The sequence below is a fragment of the Pseudomonas sp. NFACC41-3 genome, assembly GCF_900109505.1.
Taxonomy (GTDB): Bacteria; Pseudomonadota; Gammaproteobacteria; order Pseudomonadales; family Pseudomonadaceae; genus Aquipseudomonas; species Aquipseudomonas chlororaphis.
In genome coordinates this window covers 585,751-604,929 of record NZ_FOAE01000005.1, presented here as the reverse complement: position 1 = coordinate 604,929, position 19,179 = coordinate 585,751, and the positions used below count along the sequence as shown (strand labels likewise).

Below are 19,179 nucleotides of genomic sequence, written 5' to 3'. Positions count from 1 at the left end.
GGATGGCTGATGCCTTCAATAAATGCCCTAGACGAAAGAGGAACTGCACATGAACAACTTCAATGCTGCCAACTTCAATGGCGCCAAGCCGACCATCGACCCCAACGACGCGGCGATGCTGCTGATCGACCACCAGAGCGGGCTGTTCCAGATCGTCAAGGATATGGACGTGCCGCAACTGCGAGCCAATGCCATCGCCCTGGCGAAAGCCGCTACTTTGCTGAAGATGCCGGTGATCACCACCGCATCGGTGCCCCAGGGCCCCAACGGCCCGTTGATCCCGGAAATCCACCAGGAGGCACCTCATGCCCAGTACGTGGCGCGCAAAGGCGAGATCAACGCCTGGGACAATCCCGAGTTCCGGGCGGCGGTCGAGGCCACCGGCAAGAAAACCCTGGTGATCGCCGGCACCCTGACCAGCGTCTGCCTGGCGTTCCCGTCGATCGCCGCGGTGCATGAAGGCTACAAGGTGTTCGCGGTGGTCGATGCCTCGGGCAACCATTCGCGGCTGGCCACCGATCTGACCATCGCCCGCCTGGCCCAGGCCGGGGTGGTGCCGATCGACATCATGGCCACGCTTTCCGAGCTGCAGGGTTCGTGGAACCGCCCGGACGCCGAGCAGTGGGCCGCGGTCTACGCCCAGGCCATGCCGCATTACCAGTTGCTGATCGAGAGCTACCTCAAGGCCCAGCAAGTGGCGAACGAGCACGAAGTGCTGGACTCCCAGCGCTGAACCTGCACCCCCACGCCGACGTCCAGTCGGTATCGACAAGAAGCGAGGACTACCCCATGACTACTGCCTACAAGCGTCTCGACAAAGACAACGCCGCCGTGCTGCTGGTGGATCACCAGGCCGGCCTGCTGTCCCTGGTGCGCGACATCGACCCGGACAAGTTCAAGAACAACGTGCTGGCCCTGGCCGACCTGGCCAAGTACTTCAAGCTGCCGACCATCCTCACCACCAGCTTCGAAACCGGCCCCAACGGCCCGCTGGTGCCCGAGCTCAAGGCGCTGTTCCCGGACGCGCCGTACATTGCCCGGCCCGGGCAGATCAACGCCTGGGACAACGAAGACTTCGTCAAGGCGATCAAGGCCACCGGCAAGAAGCAGCTGATCATCGCCGGCGTGGTGACCGAGGTTTGCGTGGCGTTCCCGGCGCTGTCGGCCCTGGAAGAAGGCTTCGAGGTGTTCGTGGTCACCGATGCCTCCGGCACCTTCAATGAGCTGACCCGCGATTCGGCGTGGAACCGCATGTCCACCGCCGGCGCGCAATTGATGACCTGGTTCGGCCTGGCCTGCGAGCTGCACCGCGACTGGCGCAACGACATCGAGGGCCTGGGGACCTTGTTCTCCAACCACATCCCGGACTACCGCAACCTGATCACCAGCTACACCACCCTGACCCAGGGCAAGTGACCTGCCAGCGGCGGCTACACAAGGCAGCGAGCACGACCGGGCTATAGGAGGTGTCGCCATTCCCTGTAGCCGCTGCCGCAGGCTGCGATAGGACCGAAGGTCCTCCAGCGGTTTCAAGACCCTGCGCCTGCTGCGCAGTCGATCGCAGCCTCGCAAGCTCGGCAGCGGCTACAGGGTTAGCGCCGATCGGTAGGTCACAACCCCTGTAGCCGCTGCCGCAGGCTGCGATAGGGCCGAAGGTCCTTAAGCGATCTCAAGATCCTGCGCCCCCTGCGGGGTCGATCGCAGCCTCGCGGGCTCGGCAGCGGCTACGGAGTGAGCAACATCGTTGCAGGCAGGGGCCTCCCATGAGGCCCCTGTTTTTGTTTCTCCGGCTATACCTGCAAGGTCGCTTGTGTGAGATTGTCGCGCCTCTGACCGTGCTGGAGTTGCTTGATGCCGAACCTGTTCGCCGACCACCCGCTGTTCGCCGCGCTGGTCCTGATCCTGCTGGACATGCTGCTGTGGCGCCTGATCGGCGCGCGGGGCGGTTACTGGAAGCTGCTGGTGCGGGTGCTGATCTTCACCCTGTACAGCGTGCTGCTGTTCAACCAGGGCCTGAACCCGATGCAGGCGGCGCCCTGGCCGGAGGACGTGCCGCTGCACCTGGCCGCCACCGGGTTGCAGATCGCTTGGTGGCTGTTCGGCGCGCGGACTCTGACGGTGTTGCTCGGCACCCTGATGATGCAGCGGGTCGGGCATACCGGGCGGCTGTTGCAGGACTTGATGGGGGCGGTGATTTTCCTGATCGCCATCATCGCCGCCATGGCCTATGTGCTGGAGCTGCCGGTCAAGGGCGTGCTGGCCACCTCCGGCGCGGTGGCGATCATTGTCGGCCTGGCGCTGCAAAGCACCCTCAGCGACGTGTTCTCCGGCATCGTGCTGAACACCACCAAGCCGTATCAGCTCGATGACTGGATCTCCATCGACGGCACCGAAGGCCGGGTCACCGACATCGACTGGCGCGCCACTCGGCTGCAGACCTCCCAGGGCAGCATGGCGGTGATCCCCAATTCCCTGGCGGCCAAGGCCAAGATCATCAACTTCAGCCGTCCCGCCGATATGCACGGGCTTTCCATCAGCCTCCAGGTCAGCCCCCATGCGCGGCCGCAAACGGTGATCGAGGCGCTGGAGCGGGCCATGCTCGGTTGCCGTTTCCTGCTCCCCAAGCCGGCCCCCAGCGTGGCCCTGAAAAGCTCGGGCAATGCCGGGGTGGAGTACGAGATCAGCGGTTTCGTGGCCTCCATGGGGCAGAAGCGCGAAGTGCGCAACCAGCTGTTCGACCTGGCCTTCCGGCACTTGCAGGCGTCCGGCGTCAGCCTGCTGTCCAGCGGTGAAAGCAGCATGGCGGCCCAGCTGTCGCGCCCGCGGGCGCTGCTGGACAGCTCGAGCATCTTCTCCACCCTGCGCCAGGAAGAGAAGGAAACCTTCAGCCAGAACATGACCCTGCAGACCTTCCGCGCCGGCGAGACCATCCTGCCGGCGGGCGAGGTCAGCGATCACCTGCTGATCATCGAATCGGGGGTGGTCTCGGTCAGCCTGATCCGCGATGGCAAGCCTTTCGAGGCCGGGCGCATGGGGCCGGGCGAAGTGATAGGCGAGGCGGGGGTTGCCGATCAGGCGACCGCGGCGGACTTCTCGGCCAAGACCTTCTGCACCCTGTACCGCATCGAAAACGAATACCTCAAGCCGTGCCTGGACGCGCGGCGCGACATCAGCGACGCGATGAAAAACCTCCTGGATTTCCGCCAGCACATCGCCCAGACGCTGACCCAGGAAACCCCGCGGCCGGCGGTGAAAAAAGGTTTTATGCAGTGGCTGCGCCGGCGCGCCTGAGCGTCCATGCACGGCCCCTGCAGGCGCGCAGCTTGCGCGCGATCCGCGTAGCGGCCACCGGACGCCAGGGCAATCGAGCGTCGAGTGGCCGCTCCCACAGAAGACCGGGGACATTGGTCACCTGGTCTTAGGCGCAATTGGTTATTGGTAGGGACCGGGCCCGGGCTTAACGTAGCGCCACATTCACTGGATCTGGAGCCACACATGCAACCGCGTATCGACTTCTACACCGCTTCGCCGGACGCCCTCAAAGCCATGATCGCGCTGGAAACCGCGGTCTCGAAACTGCCCCTGGAAAAGTCGCTGATCGAGCTGGTGAAGCTGCGCGCCTCGCAGATCAACGGCTGCGCCTTCTGCGTCGACATGCACACCGCCGACGCGCGCAAGAGCGGGGAAACCGAGCGTCGCCTGTACGCGGTCTCGGTCTGGCGCGAAACGCCGTTCTTCACCGACCGCGAACGGGCGGCCCTGGCCTGGACCGAGTCCCTGACCCGGGTCAGCGAAACCCACGCCCCGGATGCCGACTACGAGCTGCTGAGCAGCCAGTTCAGCCCCAGCGAGCAGGTCGACCTGAGCCTGGCCATCGCCACCATCAACAGCTGGAACCGCCTGGCGGTGGGTTTCCGCAAAATGCCCCAGGCCTGATTCTCCCGGGCTCAATGGCCGTCGGCTGATGGCGCCGACGGCGGGGTGACCTTGCGCATCAGGGGCACCATGGCCGTGGCGATGATGAAACACACCATGATCATCAGGAACGCGTCGCCGTAGGTTTGCGTCTGCGCTTCGCGGTAGGTCAGTTGCCAGAGCTGGCGCAGGCTGGCGCTGACGCCTTCGTCACCGCTCTGGCCCAGCGCCGCGAAGTTGCCGCCGACCCGGGCCAGCCATTGGTTGAGCGCTTCGTTGCTGCTGTTGAGGTGTTCGGCCAGGCGGGTGAAGTGCAGGTTGGTGCGGTCGTTGAGAATGGTGGCGCAGGCAGCGATGCCGATGGCGCCGCCGAGGTTGCGCATCAGGTTGAACAGCCCCGAGGCATGTTTGAGCCGCGCCGGCGCCAGCCCGCCCAGGGTCAGGGTCACCGCCGGTGGCACCGCCAACTGCTGGGCGATACCGCGCAAGGCTTGCGGCAGCAGCAGTTCCCTGGCCCCCCAGTCATGGGTGATGGGGCTGAAATCCCACATCGACAAGGCGAACAACCCCAGGCCCGCCATCATGATCCAGCGCAGGTCGATGCGGTTGGCGAGAAACGCATACAGCGGGATCGCCAGCACCTGGAACACCCCGGTGGAAAACACCGCCATGCCGATATCCAGCGCGCTGTAGCCACGCACCCGGCCGAGAAACAGCGGCGTCAGGTAGATGGTGGCGAACAGGCCGATGCCGGTGACGAAGGAGAAGAAACAGCCGAGGGCGAAATTGCGCTCCTTCAGGGCGCGCAGGTCGACGATCGGGTTGGCCACGCGCAGGGTGCGGCCGATAAAGGCCAGCCCGGCCAATCCGCAAATCCAGGCGGTGGCGAGGATGGTGCTGTCGCTGAACCAGTTCCAGCGCGGGCCTTCTTCCAGGGTGTACTCCAGGCAGCCGAGAAACAGCGCGAGCAGCAGCATGCTCAGGTAGTCGGCGCCCTTGAGCAACGCCAGTTCCGGCTGGTCGATCCGCACCAGCATGGGCACCGCCACGGCGACGAAAATCCCTGGCAGCAGGTTGATGTAGAACAACCAGTGCCAGCTCGACACTTCGGTGATCCAGCCGCCGATCACCGGGCCCAGGGTCGGCGCCAGGGACGCCACCGCGCCGATGGTCGCCGCGGCGATCACCCGCTGCTTGCCAGTGAAGAAAAAGAATGCGGTGGTGAACACCAGGGGGATCATCGAGCCGCCGAGAAACCCTTGCAGGGCGCGGAACACGATCATGCTCTGGATGTTCCAGGCCAGGCCGCACAGCAGGCTGGCCAGGGTGAAGCCGACCGCCGAGGCGCAGAACAGCCAGCGCGTGGAGAACACCCGCGACAGCCAGCCCGACAGCGGGATGACGATGATTTCGGCGATCAGGTAGCTGGTCTGCACCCAGGCGGTTTCATCGGTGCCGGCCGACAGCCCGCCGCCGATATCGCGCAACGAGGCCGAGACGATCTGGATATCCAGCAGGGCGATGAACATGCCCATGCACATAGTGGCGAAGGCGAAGACCTTGGTCGCCGTGGCCATGTTGGCCGGATTCAGGGGCTGGGCCGGGGCGGCGAGGGCGCGGCTCATGGCGCGCTGGCCACGGCGGGTTCAGGCGCCGCCGGTTCGCTGCGGGTGTTGACCGCGGCCGTCACCGACAGGCCGGGGCGCAACTGGCCGAGCACCGCGTCCTGCGGATCGAGGATCACCCGCACCGGCACCCGCTGGACGATCTTGGTGAAGTTGCCGGTGGCGTTCTCCGGTGGCAGCACGCTGAACTGCGCGCCGGTGGCTGGGGCCAGGCTGTCGAGGTGGCCGTGGAATTCCCGGCCGGGCAGCACGTCGGCGCGGATTACTACGCGCTGGCCCGGGCTCATGTGTTGCAGCTGGTCTTCCTTGAAGTTGGCGTCCACCCACAGGCCGCTGGCCGGCACCAGCGACAGCAGTTGCGCGCCGGCCTGGGTGTAGGCGCCATTGCGCGCCCGACGGTTGCCGATCACCCCGTCCATGGGCGCGCGGATTTCCGTGTAGTCCAGGTTCAGTTGCGCCAGGTCGCGCTCGGCGCGGGCCTGGAGCAAGGCCGCCTTGGCTTGCAGTTTCTGGGTGGCGATCACTTGCAGCTGGCGCTGGGTCGCCAGCAGTTCAGCCTGGGCCCGGGTGTTGAGGGCCTGGGCGGTCTTGAAGCCGGCCTCGGCCCGTTGCGCGCTTTCCACCGACACCGCCGAGCTGCCCACCAGGCGTTTGTAGCGGGCATTGTCGTCGCGCGAGCGGGTCATTTCCGCGGCGGTGGCGTCGATCCCGGCGCGAGCCTGGCTGATTACCGCGTGCTGCAACTGTTCGGTGGCGTCCAGGTTGGCCAGCAGCGCTTCCTCGGCGGCCACCGCGCCTTCGGCCTTGGCCAGGCTGGCGCGGTAATCCCGCGAGTCGAGGCGGATCAGCAGGTCGCCGGCCTTGACCCGCTGGTTGTCGCTGACCAGCACCTGCTCGATGTAGCCGGACACCTTGGGGCCGATCACCGTCACGTCGCCGCCTATATAAGCGTCGTCGGTCTGTTCGATAAAACGCCCGCTGGTCCACCAATGCAGGCTGTAGAACACCAGCGCCGCCAGGGCCACCAGCGCCAGGGTGGCAAGTAGCAGGCGCTTGAGCAAAGGTGGCCTGACCGGGGCCGGGTCGGTGGCGACAGTGACAGGGTCGATGGCGGGCAGGCTGGTCATGACAAGTTCCTGGAGGAGGAATATTACGGTTGAAATATGATATTTGTAATATTTTATTGCAACTCAATCTTTGTACCGATCGTCAGGTGCGACCTGGGAGTTGGCGGATGACGCGGGTGATTGGCGAGGCGGAGGTAGGGCCCAAGCGGAAGCAGTTGGCGCAAGCCGTGGCGAAGACTATTGTTGGCAATCTGAATAACTGCCTGAAGAGAGCGATGCGATGAACACCAGTGATTTGCTTGAACAGTTGCTGCGCGCCGGCCAGGCCTCGATGACGCAGCAGGGTGGCGGGGCCTCGGCACCGCAGGGCGGGCTGGGAGGCCTGGGTGGCTTGCTCGGCGGCCTGTTGGGCGGTAACAGCGGCGGCGGTGCTCCGGGTGGCCCGGGCGCTGGCGGCCTGGGTGGTCTGCTGGGCGGCCTGCTGGGTGGTTCCGGCTTGGGCGGCGCGATCCCTGGCGGCGCGACTTCCGGTGGAGCCCCTCAGGGCCGCTCCGGCGGTGGCATGAACTACGCGGCGCTGGCCTCCCTGGGGATGATGGCGTTCCAGGCTTACCAGGCCTGGCAACAACAGCAACAATCGGCGGCGCCGCAACAGGCGTTGCGTACCGTCGACCAGCTGGCCGGCCCGGAAGCCGAAGAACACAGCCATGCCATCCTCCGCGCGCTGATCGCCGCGGCCAAGGCCGATGGCCGCATTGACGAGCAGGAAAAACAACTGATCAGCGCCGAGATCGGCCGTCACACCGATGACCCGCAATTGCAGCAATGGCTCGACGACGAAGTCGCGCGTCCCCTGGACGCCGCCGACGTGGCCCAGTCGGCCGCGGGCGAGCCGGGCATGGCGGCGGAAATGTACCTGGCCAGCGTGATGCTGGTGGACGATCAGCAGGACGCCGAGCGCGCTTACCTGGACGAGCTGGCGGCGGCGCTGCGGATCGACCCCGAGCTGCAACTGCACCTGGAGCAACAGGCCAAGGGCCAGGTGGCCTGAGCCACGAGGACCGGCTCCGCCAGGGGCCGGTCCATTTGTCCGCGTCGGGCGTGCCATTCGACGCCCGGCAGGCTCGATCCGCATCCCTCCCAATTTCTGCTTGGCTTCGACGGCGTGCCCCCGTGGCCGAGGTGGATTGTCGCAGCGCGGATTTATTCGCCATCTCCGGGTGCGGGCAGGGTGATAATGCCGGCCTGTCCATCATGCGAGCGCACCGTCGCCATGTTCGAGATCCAGCCGCAGAACCCCGAGCTTTTTCGCCAGCAGACCCGCCGCAGTACCTTGTTCATTGCCCTGATTTTCCTGTCCCTGGCCATGCTGCTGTCCAGCGCAGCGGTGCTGCTGTTCGGCACGCCGGGCGGCGATAACTTCAAGCTCAATGTCGCCGGCGTGCTGGCCGGGCTGGTGCTGAGCATGGTGCTGATGCGCGTGCGCTTCTGGTCGCAGCCGTGGATGGCCGCGGCGGTCTACGGCTGGCAGCTCAAGCGCAGCCTGATGAGCGTGACCAACGTCATGCACCACGTCACCGCGGGCGTCGAGGCCCAGGACCCGACAGCGATGAAACTGCTGCGCTTCTACCACCTGGGCCTGACCCAGATGCACCAGCTGGATGCCAACTCCAGCGCGTTGAGCCAGGCGGTGCATGAGATCGACCGGCACAAGGAGCGGATGCAAGCCCTGGGCATGGACACCGAGCAGAACCGCTTGAATCCGGACTGGATCGAAGCGGTGAAGCGGATTCCGGTAAAAAAATGAGTTGAAAAGGGCGCGGCTTCCAAGGTTTTCCCCGGCCGCTTCCGAACCCATTTCGCCATGTGACTGCCGCATGAAATCCAAAGGTTATATGCGCTGAATACATGGCAAAAAGGCAAAGAGTTATAACGTTAGATTTTATTTATATAAATGGACATAAGCATTAGCGCTATGCTGCCGCCAGTTTTTTACCTGGCCGCGGTTGATGCGTAGGGCTTATTGATGGATGTGGGTAATTTTGGTTTTGTAATCGCGGGCCTGTTGGTGGGTTTCATCGTAGGGATGACGGGGGTGGGAGGCGGTTCGCTGATGACCCCGATCCTGTTGTGGTTTGGTATCAACCCGGCGACCGCTGTCGGCACCGACCTGCTGTACGCCGCCATCACCAAGTCCGGTGGTGTGCTGGTCCATCAGAAAAACCGCAACATCGACTGGAAGATCACTGGCTGGCTGACCCTGGGCAGCGTGCCCGCGGTGCTGGCCACCCTGTGGTTCCTCAAGAGCCTGCACACCGACCCGCAAGCACTGAACAGCGTGATCAAGCAGGCCTTGGGTTTTGTGCTGCTGCTCACCGCCCTGGCGATCCTGTTCAAGAAAAAGCTCCTGGCTTTTGCCCAGAAGCACGCCGGCGATCACTACCACCTGAAGGATTCCAGCCTCAACGGCCTGACGGTGGTCACCGGCGTGGTCCTCGGCACCATGGTCGCCCTGACCTCCATCGGCGCCGGCGCCCTGGGCACCGTGGCGCTGTTCATCCTGTACCCCTTCCTGGCCACCAAGCGCCTGGTCGGCACTGAAATCGCCCACGCCGTGCCGCTGACCCTGGTCGCCGGCCTGGGGCACGCGAGCATGGGCAACATGGACTGGCAACTGCTGGGCTTTCTGCTGATGGGCTCGCTGCCGGGGATCTGGCTCGGCAGCCACATGACCGGCCGCGTCTCGGACGAACTGCTGCGGCCGTTCCTGGCGCTCATGCTGTTTTCCATCGGCTACAAGCTGGCGTTCTGACCCCGCGCTGGCGGGCCGAGCCAAGAGCCTCCTGCGGGAGGCTTTTGTGTTTTTGCGGTTTGAGCGCGCACGCTTGGGGCGGGCCGTGATGGACCCGCCCCCAGGCCTCTCTCAGCGTTGCGCCAACCAGTAATCGTGCAGCCCACGCGCCGCCTGTTCGACGCTGGCCACGGTCTGGCGATGCTGAGCCAGATCGAGGTCGGCCGGCAGTTCGAAGTTGTCCTGTTCGGCGCAGGTGACGATGGCTTGCAGCTGGGCGGCCTGGGCGGCGGGTAGCTCGGGCCAGTTGCTCACGGCCATGGCGCGGATGTAGCCAAAACACCATTCTTCCGCCAGCGTCAGCGGCTGGTCCTGATGCTCGGTCTGTTCGAAGCGCGGCTGAAAGCTCGCCGAGTCGCTCGCCAGCGCCGTGGCGAGGGCGTTCAGATGGCGCACGCTCAGTTCGATGAAGCGCTTGCACTCCTCGGGGTCCTGCCAGTCCGGGTTCTGCCCGCCCCAGATGGCCGGGAACCATTCGGCGATGTCCACCTGGGTCGGGCCGGACACCAGGGCGGTGCAAAAACCGTCCAGCTCGGCCAGGTTGAGCACGGAGTGGTCGTCGCCATACTTGAGCAGGGTGTCTTCGATGAATTCGAACTCGGCGGGGCTGAGCGGCTGGTTGTGCATGGAGGGTTTCCTTGGAAAAACGTGCGCCCCAGGGGCTGCGCGGAAAAAAGACGCGGAGGATGGCGCGTTCCGCTGTTTTTATCCAGCGCCGATCATCGTCGCGGAGCGCGTTGTCATAGCTGCGACGCGCTCCTGGTCGCTCCAGCGACCGGCCCGTCAACCGAGCCGGTCGCTGTTGTTCTCAGGGTTGCGCGTCATCCAGGGCCTTGAGCAGGGCATGGGCGACCTTGATCCGTTCGGCGTTGGGGTAGTTCTTGTTCGCCAGCAGCACCAGGCCGATGTCCTTGCCGGGTACGAACAGCACATAGGCGCCGAAACCGCCGGTGGAACCGGTCTTGTTCAGCAGGGTATCGGCCCGCGGTGCCTGGGGCGGGGTGAGCCAGCGGGTCGGGTGCGGTTCGAAGGCCATCTGCGACGAGTTGCCGGCCAGCAGGGCGTCCAGGCTGAGCGGGTAGGGGTACAGCTCCCAGCCCAGGCCCTGGGTCATGCCCTCGACCTGGTAATAGCCGGTGTGGGTGAGGGCGATGGCCTGCGGCCAGGGTTGCGCCAGCGACTCGGGCTTGAGGTTGGCCTGGACGAAACGCAGCAGGTCGGCGGCGCTGGTCTTGACCCCGTAGGCCTCGGCATCCAGGGCGCCGGGGCCGACCCGCACCGGCTTGCCGTCCTTGTCGTAGCCCTGGGCGTAATTGTCCATCTGTGACTTCGGTACCTGGACATAGCTGTGCTGCAGGCCCAACTGCGGGAACAGCCGCTGCTCCATCAGTTGCTCGAAGGGCTGCCCCAGGCTTTGCGCGGCCAGGTAGCCGAACAGGCCGATGCTCGGGTTCGAGTACAGGCGCTGGGCGCCGGGGGCAAAGGCCGGTTTCCAGCCCTGGTAGTAGCCGAGCATCTTGTCCTGGCTGTCCCACTGCGCCGGGAACTGCAACGGCAGGCCGCCGGCGCTGTAGGTCCCCAGTTGCAACAGGCTGATGTGCTCGAAGGCGCTGCCTTTCAACGCCGGCAGGTAGCGGCTGGCCGGGTCGTTCAGGGACAGCTTGCCGCTGGCCTGGGCATAGGCCCCCAGGGTCGCGGTGAAGAGCTTGCTCACTGAGCCGACCTCGAACAGCGTGTCGGCGTCGACGGCTTTCTGCCCCTCTTTGGAGGCCAGGCCGTAGTTAAAGTAATGGGGCTGGCCCTTGAGAGTGATGGCCACCGCCATCCCGGCGATGTCCTGTTGCTGCATCAAAGGGCGGATCGCCGCGTCGACCAGGGGCTTGAGCGCGCTGTCCGGCTGGCTGGCGGCCAGGCAGGCGCTGGCGCCGGACAGCAGCAGGGAAATGGTGAAAAATCCAGATAGGGCTAGGTTTTTGTTGTGCATGATGGGCTGGCATTCCATGATTTTGCAGAGTGATGGCCGCTGCACTCCGAGCGGCTTTTGCCAGCGCCTGCCATTGCAGTCAGGGAGCAGCGCGCTGCGAGCCGGCTCAATGTAGGCGGCCGACGAAGGATCGGCAAACGACGATATTTCGCAGGAGCCATTAGAAAAACTAGGGAGTGGTCATGATCCGACCCCATCTGCCGCTGAATGCCCTGCGCGCCTTCGAGGCTTCGGCGCGGCATTTGAGTTTTACCCGCGCGGCCATCGAGCTGTGCGTGACCCAGGCGGCGGTCAGCCATCAGGTGAAAAGCCTCGAGGCCCAGCTCAATGTGACCCTGTTCAAACGCCTGCCCCGCGGGCTGATGCTGACCAGCGAGGGCGAAACCCTGCTGCCGGTGCTGTGCGAATGTTTCGACCGCATCGCCGAAACCCTCGGCCGCTTCGAAGGCGGGCACTACCGCGAAATGCTCAGCGTCGGCGCGGTCGGTACCTTTGCCGTCGGCTGGTTGTTGCCGCGCCTGGAGGACTTCCAGGCCCGCCACCCGTTTATCGACCTGCGCCTGTCGACCCACAACAACCGGGTCGACGTCGCCGCCGAAGGCCTGGACTACGCCATCCGTTTCGGCAACGGCGCCTGGCACGGCACCGATGCTGTCCAGTTATTGGAAGCGCCGCTGTCGGTGCTCTGCGTGCCGGAACTGGCGCGACAGCTGCGCAGCCCCGCCGATCTGCTCGGCCAGACCCTGCTGCGCTCCTACCGCACCGACGAATGGCCGGAATGGTTCAGCGCCGCCGGCTTGCCGGCCAGCACCCTGCCTGCGCGCAGCATCGTCTTCGATTCGTCCCTGGGCATGATGGAAGCTGCGCAGCAGGGCATAGGCGTGGCCCTGGCGCCGCCGCTGATGTTCGCCCGGCAATTGCACGCCGGCAGCATCGTCCAGCCGTTCGCGGTGGGCATCACCACCGGCAGCTACTGGCTGACCCGCTTGCAGTCCCGGGCGCAGAGCCCGGCGATGCTGGCGTTCAAGGAATGGCTGTTGGGGACCGTGCAGAAGGGCTGAAGGCGATCTGAAGACATGGTGTTTCCCAGGGCGTAGAGCGTGCGGACGGGGACGGCGCCAATGCGGATCGCCAGAACCGCCTGGCGCCGTTCTGGCGATCGTTTTTCGCGCGACTCAGCCTTGCAGCGCGGTCATCAGCACCGGCACCAGTCGATCGCCTTGTGAGCCTGGATCCTGATCTTCGACCGGCTTGTTTACACCGTGTCTGGTGTGTTGCATCGACCGACTGAATCCACAATCGATTCCGGCCATTCACGCCTGGCCGCAACCCATAAAAAAGCAGCCGCTGGCGGCGAACCCTGCCGAGACGCAATGGTCAACCGATCAAGGGCCTCCAGGCCGCTTCATACCGACTGGCGACCCTTGATAAACGGATTCACTCCCATCCTGCTGGCTTGCAGTGCTCGTGGTGATTCTGCCGGTAGTGCATGCAGCACACTTCAGGGGGGAGCCGGAGAAGTTCAAGCCGGTTCGGGCCCTGCCTGGTGCGGGCGCTGACCGTTGATCGCATCCGCTCCTCTCGCGTAGGAGTACGAAAATGACTCAATCAATGCGGTTCTTCCTATCGATCGTCCTGGCGGCAGTATCCCTGTCATCGGCGAGCCTGTTGAACAGTGCAGGTGCGGCCACCGCCGAGGACCTGGCTACCGACTCCCGGCAAGCCTTGCAAATCCTCTATAAGGCCACTCCGTCCGCCGAAAGCCTTTCGCACAATGCCAAAGCCGTGCTCGTCTTCCCGAAAATCGTCAAGGCAGGCCTGGTGTTTGGTGGCAGCTATGGCGAAGGCGTGCTGATGAAAGGCCAGAAAGTGGAGAATTATTACAACTCCGTCACCGGGTCATGGGGGCTGCAGGCAGGCGCCCAATCGTACGGTTATGCGGTGTTCCTGATGACCGACAAAGCGCTGAACTATGTGCGCGAGACCAAGGGCTGGGAAGTCGGCGTGGGGCCAACCGTTGTCGTGGTTGACGAAGGGATAGCGAAGAATCTTTCGACTTCGACGCTGAAGGACGATGCCTACGCGTTCATCTTCGACCAGCAAGGGTTGATGGCCGGGGTCAGCATCGAAGGAACGAAGATTTCCCTGATCAAGCGCTGAAAAAAACCTAGGAAGGGTTTTGATCTTTTCAAGCGTTTCGCGTCAGGGCGGTCTAACGGGCGGCTCCTTCACCCAGGCGCCTTACATGGCAAGCAAGGCGCCTGGGTGGAGGAGCCTGCGCCAAGCCCTCTTGGGCACAGGATGCACGACGACATCTGCGGATTATTGAGCGCTATCACCGTCCTCGCCAAGAGGGGGTCCAATGAACCTTCCAAATCCATGTAAGGGTGCAAGTAATCTTCTGGCGCTGTGCGTGGTTGTGCTCCTGGCATTTATGATCTCCTGCAGCACATTGCCCAGGATAGTGCCCGACATGGCTCGCGCACCCTCTACGCCAGTGCAGCTCGACGGGGCCCATGGACCTCTGTCTGCCGAGCGCAGCAAAGCCATTCTCGACCGGCTCAAGTCCTCCGGCGCAGAGACCGACATCTTCGACGTGCACCTCGCAATCGAAGAGGCCATCGCCGGCAGCCCGCTGACGGAAGGCAACAAGGTCGACTTGCTGCAGGACGGCCCCAGCACCTACCAGTCGATGATCAAAGCCATGGAGGCAGCCCGCGACCACATCAACATGGAGACCTACATCTTTGACGATGACGAAGTCGGTCAGCGCTTCGCCGACGCATTGATCGCCCGGCAACAGCAAGGCGTACAGGTCAACCTGATCCGCGACAGTGTCGGCACCCTGGGAACATCGGCAGAGTTTTTCTCTCGATTGAGCGAAGCGGGCGTCAAGGTGCTGGAGTACAACCCTGTCAATCCGGTGACGGCCAAAGCGGGTTGGGATGTGAACCAGCGTGACCACCGGAAACTGTTGATAGTGGACGGTCGCATTGCCTTTCTTGGTGGGATCAACATCAGCAGCGTCTATTCGGGGGGCTCGCTCAGCTCTTACTCGAAGACCCGGCCCGGTGGCGATTTACCCTGGCGCGACACCGACCTGCGTATCGAGGGGCCCGTGGTGGCGGAACTGCAGAAACTGTTCATCGAAACCTGGACTGCCCAGAAAGGCGAACCACTCGCGGCCAGGCGGTACTTTCCACCCCCTGAACGCAAGGGCAGCGAGGTGGTGCGCGCCATTGGCAGTTCGCCAGATGAACCGTTCAGCCTGATCTACGCCACGCTGATTTCAGCGCTGCGCAGCGCACAGACCGAGATATGGCTGACCAATGCCTACTTTGTGCCCGACCCGCAGTTGCTAGCGGTCCTCAAGGAGGCGGCAGCCCGTGGAGTCGACGTCAAGCTGGTGCTACCCAGCAGTACCGATTCGTGGCTGGTGCTCCATGCCGGACGCGCTTACTACAGCGAGCTGCTGAAAGCCAACGTCAAACTTTACGAACGCCGTGACGCGCTACTCCACGTCAAGACTGCGGTAATCGATGGCGTGTGGTCGACTGTCGGCTCCACCAACCTCGACTGGCGCAGCTTCTTGCATAACGATGAAGTCAATGTCGTGGTGCTGGGCACCGGGTTTGCAAAAAAGATGCAGGCGGCATTCATGGCTGACCTGGCCAAGTCGAACGAAATCAAGCTGGAACAGTGGCAGCGCCGTTCGCTGGGTATGAGAGCCAAGGAGCAGATAGCGCGACTTTGGGAATACTGGTTATGAACCCAGTGCGCGTTGCCGGGATGCGCTGTTCTGCGTCTTGAGGGGATGGCGCGAGCCCGGGTTCGAGCCCTGGCGAGATCGACCGCGGGCAATGTTTGCGGGCGATGATTTTGAGCAGGCCGGATGGCCCTGGCTCGCCGTTGGCAGGCGGGATTGCCAATCCCGCCGCTTACGTTTACCCGCTGTTTACTTACCTGCCACCAACGCCGGAGTGCGCGGCGGGATCAGGCGTTTGCTGCCGGTGGACTCGTAGGCCGCCGCCAGGCGCAGCAGGTTCGAATCGTCGTAGGCGCGGCCGGCGAAAGTCAGCCCGACAGGCATGCCGATGTCCGGCATGACGCCCATCGGCACGGTGACCGTGGGCACGCCCAGGTGGCGGATGGCGAGGTTGCCGTTGGCCACCCAGACACCGTTGCTCCAGGCGATGTCCGCGGACGCCGGGTCGACATCGGCATTGGCCGGGCCGACGTCGGCCACCGTCGGGAAGATCACCGCATCGAGCCCCAGCGCGTCCATCCAGTCTTCCAGATCGATCTTCCGGGTTTGCTCCAGGCCGCGCAGGCCGTCGGGCACGGTGGGGATCTGATCCCAAGGGGTGATGCCGCGCTCGGCCATCTTCACGTACTCGTCCATGCCGGCGGCCAGGTCGCCTTCGCGGTTGGGCAGGGTGCCCGGGTCGTGGGGGAATATCAGCGGGCCATCGACATCCACCAGACGATTGAGCTGCGGATCGCCGTTGGCCCGCAGGAAGTCATCGAAGGCCCAGGCAGTCAGGTCCCACAACTCATGGTGCAGGAACTCCTTGGACACCAGGCCGCGGTTGAACACCGTCGGCGCGCCGGGGCGATCGCCCTCGCAATTGGACACCAGGGGGAAATCCACTTCGAGCACCTCGGCGCCGGCGGCTTCGAGCGCCTGGCGCGCCTGCTGCCAGAGGCCGATCACCGAAGGGCGGGTGTTGATGCGTTGTCCGGTCGGGCCACCGATCCCCGGCGCCTCGCTGGTGCCCGCCTCAGGGTCGGCGTTGATGTACATGCGCGGTACGCCGAAGCGCTTGCCGGCCAGGGCGCTGCTGCTGGCGGCCAGTTCCTGATAGGAAGCCGGGCGCACCGAAGCCACGCTGGGAATCGGCACCCAGGGTTGCAGGCGCCACAGATCGCCACGGGTGTCCGGGTCCTCGGCGACCACCACGTCGAGCACTTCGAGCAGGTCGGCCATGGTCCGGGCGTAGGGCACCACCACGTCCATGGTCGGGGTCAGCGGCCAGTTGCCGCGCACCGAGATCACCCCGCGCGAAGGGGTGTAGGCACACAAGCCGTTGTTCGAGGCAGGTCCCCGGCCGCTGGACCAGGTTTCCTCCGCCAGGCCAAAGGCGGCGAAGCTGGCGGCGGTGGCGGTACCCGCGCCGTTCGACGAGCCCGAGGCGAAGGGTGCGGTGAGATAGTCGGCGTTGTACGGGCTTTCGGCGCGGCCATAGACCCCGCGCTGCATGCCGCCGTTGGCCATGGGCGGCATATTGGTCTTGCCCAGGCAGATCGCCCCGGCAGCGCGCAGCCGTTCGATGGTGAACGCGTCGCGATAGGCGATCAGCCTGGCGAAGGCGGGGCTGCCGGAAGCCGCGGTGAGGCCCTTGACCAGATAGCTGTCCTTGGCGGTGTAAGGGATGCCATCGAGCGGCCCCAGGGTTTCGCCCCTGGCCCGGCGGGCATCGGCGGCCTGGGCTTCCTTGAGCGCGTCGGGGTTGCGCACCACTACCGCATTGAGGGCGGTAGGCGTGTCGGGGCCGTCGTAGGCATCGATCCTGGCGAGATAGGCCTGGACCAGTTCGACCGCGGTAGTCTGGCCTGATTCGAGCGCGGCGCGCAGTTGGGCAATGGAAACCTCGGTGACTTCGATCATGCTGTTACCGCCGGCTGCTGAGGGGTGATGTAGTGAAAGTTGCCATCACACTGGCACTGGGATTGGGGCGGCTTGGGCACATCGTTTATCTCACAATGGGTGTTCATATCGGTTCTCGTTGCGCGGCACGACGCGACTGGGGCTGGGCTACAACCTGAGCGGGGTATTTTGCACCAAGTTGCCGACGGGGAATCGTTAAAGGTTTTGCCGTCGTTGTTGGCGGCTGATCGGCGACTGGCGCCCGCCGTATAGCGGTTGCCGGGCATCGGCGGTTTTTACCTCACTCAGGCCCCAAAAAGTAAGTAGCTGTTTTAAAAACAAATTTATGCATCTTTGACTTCACAGGCGACGAAAAAGTTGATAAATTTCCGCGCGTTCTTGCAGAGGCCCCCACGGGGCTTGCAGTGAAAGCAAGCAACAGCAGAGATAGGGGCGTCGCCAAGCGGTAAGGCAGCAGGTTTTGATCCTGCCATGCGTTGGTTCGAATCCAGCCGCCCCTGCCATCTCTCATCCCTCCCTCTATTTATCAAACGCTCCCCCCAAGGCACGGCCTCGGCTCCATCCGGATGCTCAAGCGGCCCGTTTTTGTGTGCCCGGGATATTCCCATCACCTCAGCTCTGGTCCGGCGCTAGCGAAAGCGCGGCGCGATGGCCTCGGCAAACGGGTAATGGACAAAGTAGGGCCGGGCTTCGTCGATGACCCGCTGGAACGAGGGGCGCTGTATCAGCCGCTCGAAATAGGCGCGCAAATGGCGATGGTCATCGGTAAAGGCCACCAGCGTGCTGGCATAGAACAAGGCCGGGGCGGCGGCGCAATCGGCCAGGCTGAAGTCCGGGCTGGCCACCCAGATTCTCGAGGCCAGGCGCTGTTCGAGCATGTTGTATGCGCTCAGCAGGGCTGCGCGTTCCCGGCTCAGGTCGCCGTGGGTGCCATACAGGCGATCGGCGACTATCCGCTGCATCGGCCCCTGGACATGGCAATCGAAAAAACGGTCCCACAGCCGGACTTCCAGCGCGCTGTCCCAATCATCCGGAATCAATGGCTGCCGGCCCCGATAAAACCGGTCCAGGTACTCGATGATCACACTCGATTCCGGCACATCGCGCTGCCGGGCGTGATCGCGGATGACCGGGAACTTGCCCAGCGGCCACAGGCTTTGCAGCTCGGCCCGGTCGGCGTCGTTGGCCAGGTCGATGATGCGTTTTTCAAAGGCGCTGCCGTGTTCGTAGAGGGCGATCAGCACCTTGTGGCAGAACGATGACAGGGGATGGAAATACAGGGTCAGCGGCATGTTCCGGTTCCTCGGTGAAGGGTGGGGCGCACGACGTGCCAGCAGGGAAACCCACCTATTATCGGCCGACCCTGGCGGCCACGCGCTGGCAGGCGACGAGCCGGGCTACAGCCCCCCTGAATATTTCACCGCCGCCGCGGCCCGCGACGGCACGTTGAGGATGCGCAGCAGCGACGACACATGGATGCGCACGGTGAAGGGCGAGATCTCCAGTTCGCGGGCGATTTCCTTGTTGGTCTTGCCCTGGGCGATCAGGCGCAGCACCTCGTGCTGGCGCGCGGTCAGGGTGGCGCCGGTGCCCAGCGGCAGCAGGCCGGAAGGGGCGAACTTGACCAGCACTTCGCCTTGGCGAATGGCCAGGACCGCCTGGCCGATCTCGTCGGGGGCGATGTTCTTGCCAATAAAACCGTCGACGCCGGCGGCCATGACCTCGCCGATCAGCGCCTGGTCATCGACCATCGACACCACGATCAGGGTGGTGCGCGGCAATTGCTTGCGCAGTTCGGCCAGCTGGCTGACGCAGGTCAGGCCTGGAAAACGCAGGTCGAGGATCAGCGTGTCCGGCTCGTCGCCGGCCCGGGTCAGGGCGAGTACCCTGTCCAGGTCGCCGGCCTGTTCGATCAGCGCATCCGGCAGCAGGCGCTGGACCGTGCGCAACATGCCCTCGCGAAACAGCGGGTGATCGTCGGCTATGATAATCCGGCATGCCATGGGGTGACTCTCCTTGGGTCGAGCTTTCCTTGAGGCAGCTACTTTAGCAGCGGGCCAGGCAACTGC

General features: G+C 64.4%; 17 protein-coding genes and 1 tRNA gene. 11 read left to right on the top strand and 7 right to left on the bottom strand.

What is annotated here, in order from left to right; genetic code table 11:
- Positions 1 to 49 precede the first annotated feature (49 nt).
- The 4 genes from BMY68_RS24285 (at position 50) to BMY68_RS24270 (ending at position 3,936) form a co-directional block, all read left to right on the top strand.
- Positions 50 to 733: an isochorismatase family protein gene (locus BMY68_RS24285; RefSeq protein ID WP_062825194.1), complete on the top strand. Its 684-nt coding sequence runs from the start codon at positions 50 to 52 to the stop codon at positions 731 to 733.
- A 56-nt stretch (positions 734 to 789) separates the two neighbouring features.
- A complete protein-coding gene (gene ycaC, locus BMY68_RS24280; RefSeq protein ID WP_062825195.1) occupies positions 790 to 1,416 on the top strand; it encodes an isochorismate family cysteine hydrolase YcaC in 627 nt (208 codons plus the stop codon).
- A gap of 435 nt (positions 1,417 to 1,851) precedes the next feature.
- Entirely contained in the window at positions 1,852 to 3,291 is a 1,440-nt protein-coding gene (locus tag BMY68_RS24275; RefSeq protein WP_085533909.1) for a mechanosensitive ion channel family protein, read from the top strand.
- Positions 3,292 to 3,495: 204 nt separating this feature from the next.
- The gene (locus tag BMY68_RS24270; protein ID WP_009044786.1) at positions 3,496 to 3,936 is read left to right on the top strand and encodes a carboxymuconolactone decarboxylase family protein; all 441 of its coding nucleotides are present in this window, start codon (positions 3,496 to 3,498) and stop codon (positions 3,934 to 3,936) included.
- An 11-nt stretch (positions 3,937 to 3,947) separates the two neighbouring features.
- Here BMY68_RS24270 and BMY68_RS24265 read toward each other — a convergent pair whose 3' ends face one another.
- Together BMY68_RS24265 and BMY68_RS24260 are read right to left on the bottom strand one after the other, a co-directional pair.
- On the bottom strand, positions 3,948 to 5,540 hold the full coding sequence (locus BMY68_RS24265) for a DHA2 family efflux MFS transporter permease subunit (protein ID WP_085533911.1): 1,593 nt from the start codon (positions 5,538 to 5,540) through the stop codon (positions 3,948 to 3,950).
- On the bottom strand, positions 5,537 to 6,667 hold the full coding sequence (locus BMY68_RS24260; protein WP_085533913.1) for an HlyD family secretion protein: 1,131 nt from the start codon (positions 6,665 to 6,667) through the stop codon (positions 5,537 to 5,539). Before BMY68_RS24260 ends, BMY68_RS24265 begins: the two co-directional genes overlap by 4 nt.
- A gap of 220 nt (positions 6,668 to 6,887) precedes the next feature.
- On the opposite strand from BMY68_RS24260, the gene BMY68_RS24255 reads away from it, so the two are divergent.
- From BMY68_RS24255 to BMY68_RS24245, 3 genes are all read left to right on the top strand, one after another.
- Positions 6,888 to 7,658: a DUF533 domain-containing protein gene (locus tag BMY68_RS24255; RefSeq protein ID WP_009044783.1), complete on the top strand. Its 771-nt coding sequence runs from the start codon at positions 6,888 to 6,890 to the stop codon at positions 7,656 to 7,658.
- Positions 7,659 to 7,880: 222 nt separating this feature from the next.
- Positions 7,881 to 8,414, top strand: coding sequence for a DUF3087 family protein (locus tag BMY68_RS24250; RefSeq protein WP_085533915.1), 534 nt, complete (start codon positions 7,881 to 7,883; stop codon positions 8,412 to 8,414).
- Positions 8,415 to 8,633: 219 nt separating this feature from the next.
- Complete coding sequence (locus BMY68_RS24245) at positions 8,634 to 9,419, top strand: sulfite exporter TauE/SafE family protein (protein WP_037004885.1); 786 nt, start codon at positions 8,634 to 8,636, stop codon at positions 9,417 to 9,419.
- Positions 9,420 to 9,530: 111 nt separating this feature from the next.
- Here BMY68_RS24245 and BMY68_RS24240 read toward each other — a convergent pair whose 3' ends face one another.
- Both BMY68_RS24240 and ampC read right to left on the bottom strand, forming a co-directional pair.
- Entirely contained in the window at positions 9,531 to 10,085 is a 555-nt protein-coding gene (locus tag BMY68_RS24240; RefSeq protein ID WP_085533917.1) for a UPF0149 family protein, read from the bottom strand.
- A gap of 181 nt (positions 10,086 to 10,266) precedes the next feature.
- Positions 10,267 to 11,442, bottom strand: a complete 1,176-nt coding sequence (gene ampC / locus BMY68_RS24235; RefSeq protein ID WP_085533919.1) for a class C beta-lactamase — start codon at positions 11,440 to 11,442, stop codon at positions 10,267 to 10,269.
- 182 nt (positions 11,443 to 11,624) lie between these two features.
- Here ampC and BMY68_RS24230 point away from each other — a divergent pair, with 182 nt between their 5' ends.
- From BMY68_RS24230 to cls, 3 genes are all read left to right on the top strand, one after another.
- Positions 11,625 to 12,503, top strand: a complete 879-nt coding sequence (locus tag BMY68_RS24230) for a LysR family transcriptional regulator (RefSeq protein WP_062825203.1) — start codon at positions 11,625 to 11,627, stop codon at positions 12,501 to 12,503.
- Between the two features lie 538 nt (positions 12,504 to 13,041).
- Positions 13,042 to 13,602, top strand: coding sequence for a lipid-binding SYLF domain-containing protein (locus tag BMY68_RS24225; RefSeq protein WP_037004879.1), 561 nt, complete (start codon positions 13,042 to 13,044; stop codon positions 13,600 to 13,602).
- Between the two features lie 313 nt (positions 13,603 to 13,915).
- On the top strand, positions 13,916 to 15,211 hold the full coding sequence (gene cls, locus BMY68_RS24220) for a cardiolipin synthase (RefSeq protein WP_085533920.1): 1,296 nt from the start codon (positions 13,916 to 13,918) through the stop codon (positions 15,209 to 15,211).
- Positions 15,212 to 15,397: 186 nt separating this feature from the next.
- Here the strand turns inward: cls and BMY68_RS24215 are convergent, their stop codons facing one another.
- Entirely contained in the window at positions 15,398 to 17,110 is a 1,713-nt protein-coding gene (locus BMY68_RS24215; protein WP_085533922.1) for an amidase, read from the bottom strand.
- 428 nt (positions 17,111 to 17,538) lie between these two features.
- Here BMY68_RS24215 and BMY68_RS24210 point away from each other — a divergent pair.
- A tRNA-Gln gene (locus tag BMY68_RS24210) sits at positions 17,539 to 17,613 on the top strand.
- Positions 17,614 to 17,739: 126 nt separating this feature from the next.
- Here the strand turns inward: BMY68_RS24210 and BMY68_RS24205 are convergent.
- Both BMY68_RS24205 and BMY68_RS24200 read right to left on the bottom strand, forming a co-directional pair.
- Positions 17,740 to 18,402 carry a glutathione S-transferase family protein gene (locus tag BMY68_RS24205; protein WP_085533924.1) on the bottom strand — a complete coding sequence of 221 codons (663 nt, stop codon included), beginning with the start codon at positions 18,400 to 18,402 and terminating at the stop codon, positions 17,740 to 17,742.
- A 105-nt stretch (positions 18,403 to 18,507) separates the two neighbouring features.
- Positions 18,508 to 19,113, bottom strand: a complete 606-nt coding sequence (locus BMY68_RS24200) for a LuxR C-terminal-related transcriptional regulator (RefSeq protein WP_009044773.1) — start codon at positions 19,111 to 19,113, stop codon at positions 18,508 to 18,510.
- Positions 19,114 to 19,179 lie beyond the last annotated feature (66 nt).

Excerpts from the sequence above, each read along its gene's own strand:
- BMY68_RS24285 (WP_062825194.1), top strand. The coding sequence starts at position 50 with ATGAACAACTTCAATGCTGCCAACTTCAATGGCGCCAAGCCGACCATC.
- ycaC (WP_062825195.1), top strand. The coding sequence starts at position 790 with ATGACTACTGCCTACAAGCGTCTCGACAAAGACAACGCCGCCGTGCTG.
- BMY68_RS24275 (WP_085533909.1), top strand. The coding sequence starts at position 1,852 with ATGCCGAACCTGTTCGCCGACCACCCGCTGTTCGCCGCGCTGGTCCTG.
- BMY68_RS24270 (WP_009044786.1), top strand. The coding sequence starts at position 3,496 with ATGCAACCGCGTATCGACTTCTACACCGCTTCGCCGGACGCCCTCAAA.
- BMY68_RS24265 (WP_085533911.1), bottom strand. The coding sequence starts at position 5,540 with ATGAGCCGCGCCCTCGCCGCCCCGGCCCAGCCCCTGAATCCGGCCAAC.
- BMY68_RS24260 (WP_085533913.1), bottom strand. The coding sequence starts at position 6,667 with ATGACCAGCCTGCCCGCCATCGACCCTGTCACTGTCGCCACCGACCCG.
- BMY68_RS24255 (WP_009044783.1), top strand. The coding sequence starts at position 6,888 with ATGAACACCAGTGATTTGCTTGAACAGTTGCTGCGCGCCGGCCAGGCC.
- BMY68_RS24250 (WP_085533915.1), top strand. The coding sequence starts at position 7,881 with ATGTTCGAGATCCAGCCGCAGAACCCCGAGCTTTTTCGCCAGCAGACC.
- BMY68_RS24245 (WP_037004885.1), top strand. The coding sequence starts at position 8,634 with ATGGATGTGGGTAATTTTGGTTTTGTAATCGCGGGCCTGTTGGTGGGT.
- BMY68_RS24240 (WP_085533917.1), bottom strand. The coding sequence starts at position 10,085 with ATGCACAACCAGCCGCTCAGCCCCGCCGAGTTCGAATTCATCGAAGAC.
- ampC (WP_085533919.1), bottom strand. The coding sequence starts at position 11,442 with ATGCACAACAAAAACCTAGCCCTATCTGGATTTTTCACCATTTCCCTG.
- BMY68_RS24230 (WP_062825203.1), top strand. The coding sequence starts at position 11,625 with ATGATCCGACCCCATCTGCCGCTGAATGCCCTGCGCGCCTTCGAGGCT.
- BMY68_RS24225 (WP_037004879.1), top strand. The coding sequence starts at position 13,042 with ATGACTCAATCAATGCGGTTCTTCCTATCGATCGTCCTGGCGGCAGTA.
- cls (WP_085533920.1), top strand. The coding sequence starts at position 13,916 with ATGGCTCGCGCACCCTCTACGCCAGTGCAGCTCGACGGGGCCCATGGA.
- BMY68_RS24215 (WP_085533922.1), bottom strand. The coding sequence starts at position 17,110 with ATGATCGAAGTCACCGAGGTTTCCATTGCCCAACTGCGCGCCGCGCTC.
- BMY68_RS24205 (WP_085533924.1), bottom strand. The coding sequence starts at position 18,402 with ATGCCGCTGACCCTGTATTTCCATCCCCTGTCATCGTTCTGCCACAAG.
- BMY68_RS24200 (WP_009044773.1), bottom strand. The coding sequence starts at position 19,113 with ATGGCATGCCGGATTATCATAGCCGACGATCACCCGCTGTTTCGCGAG.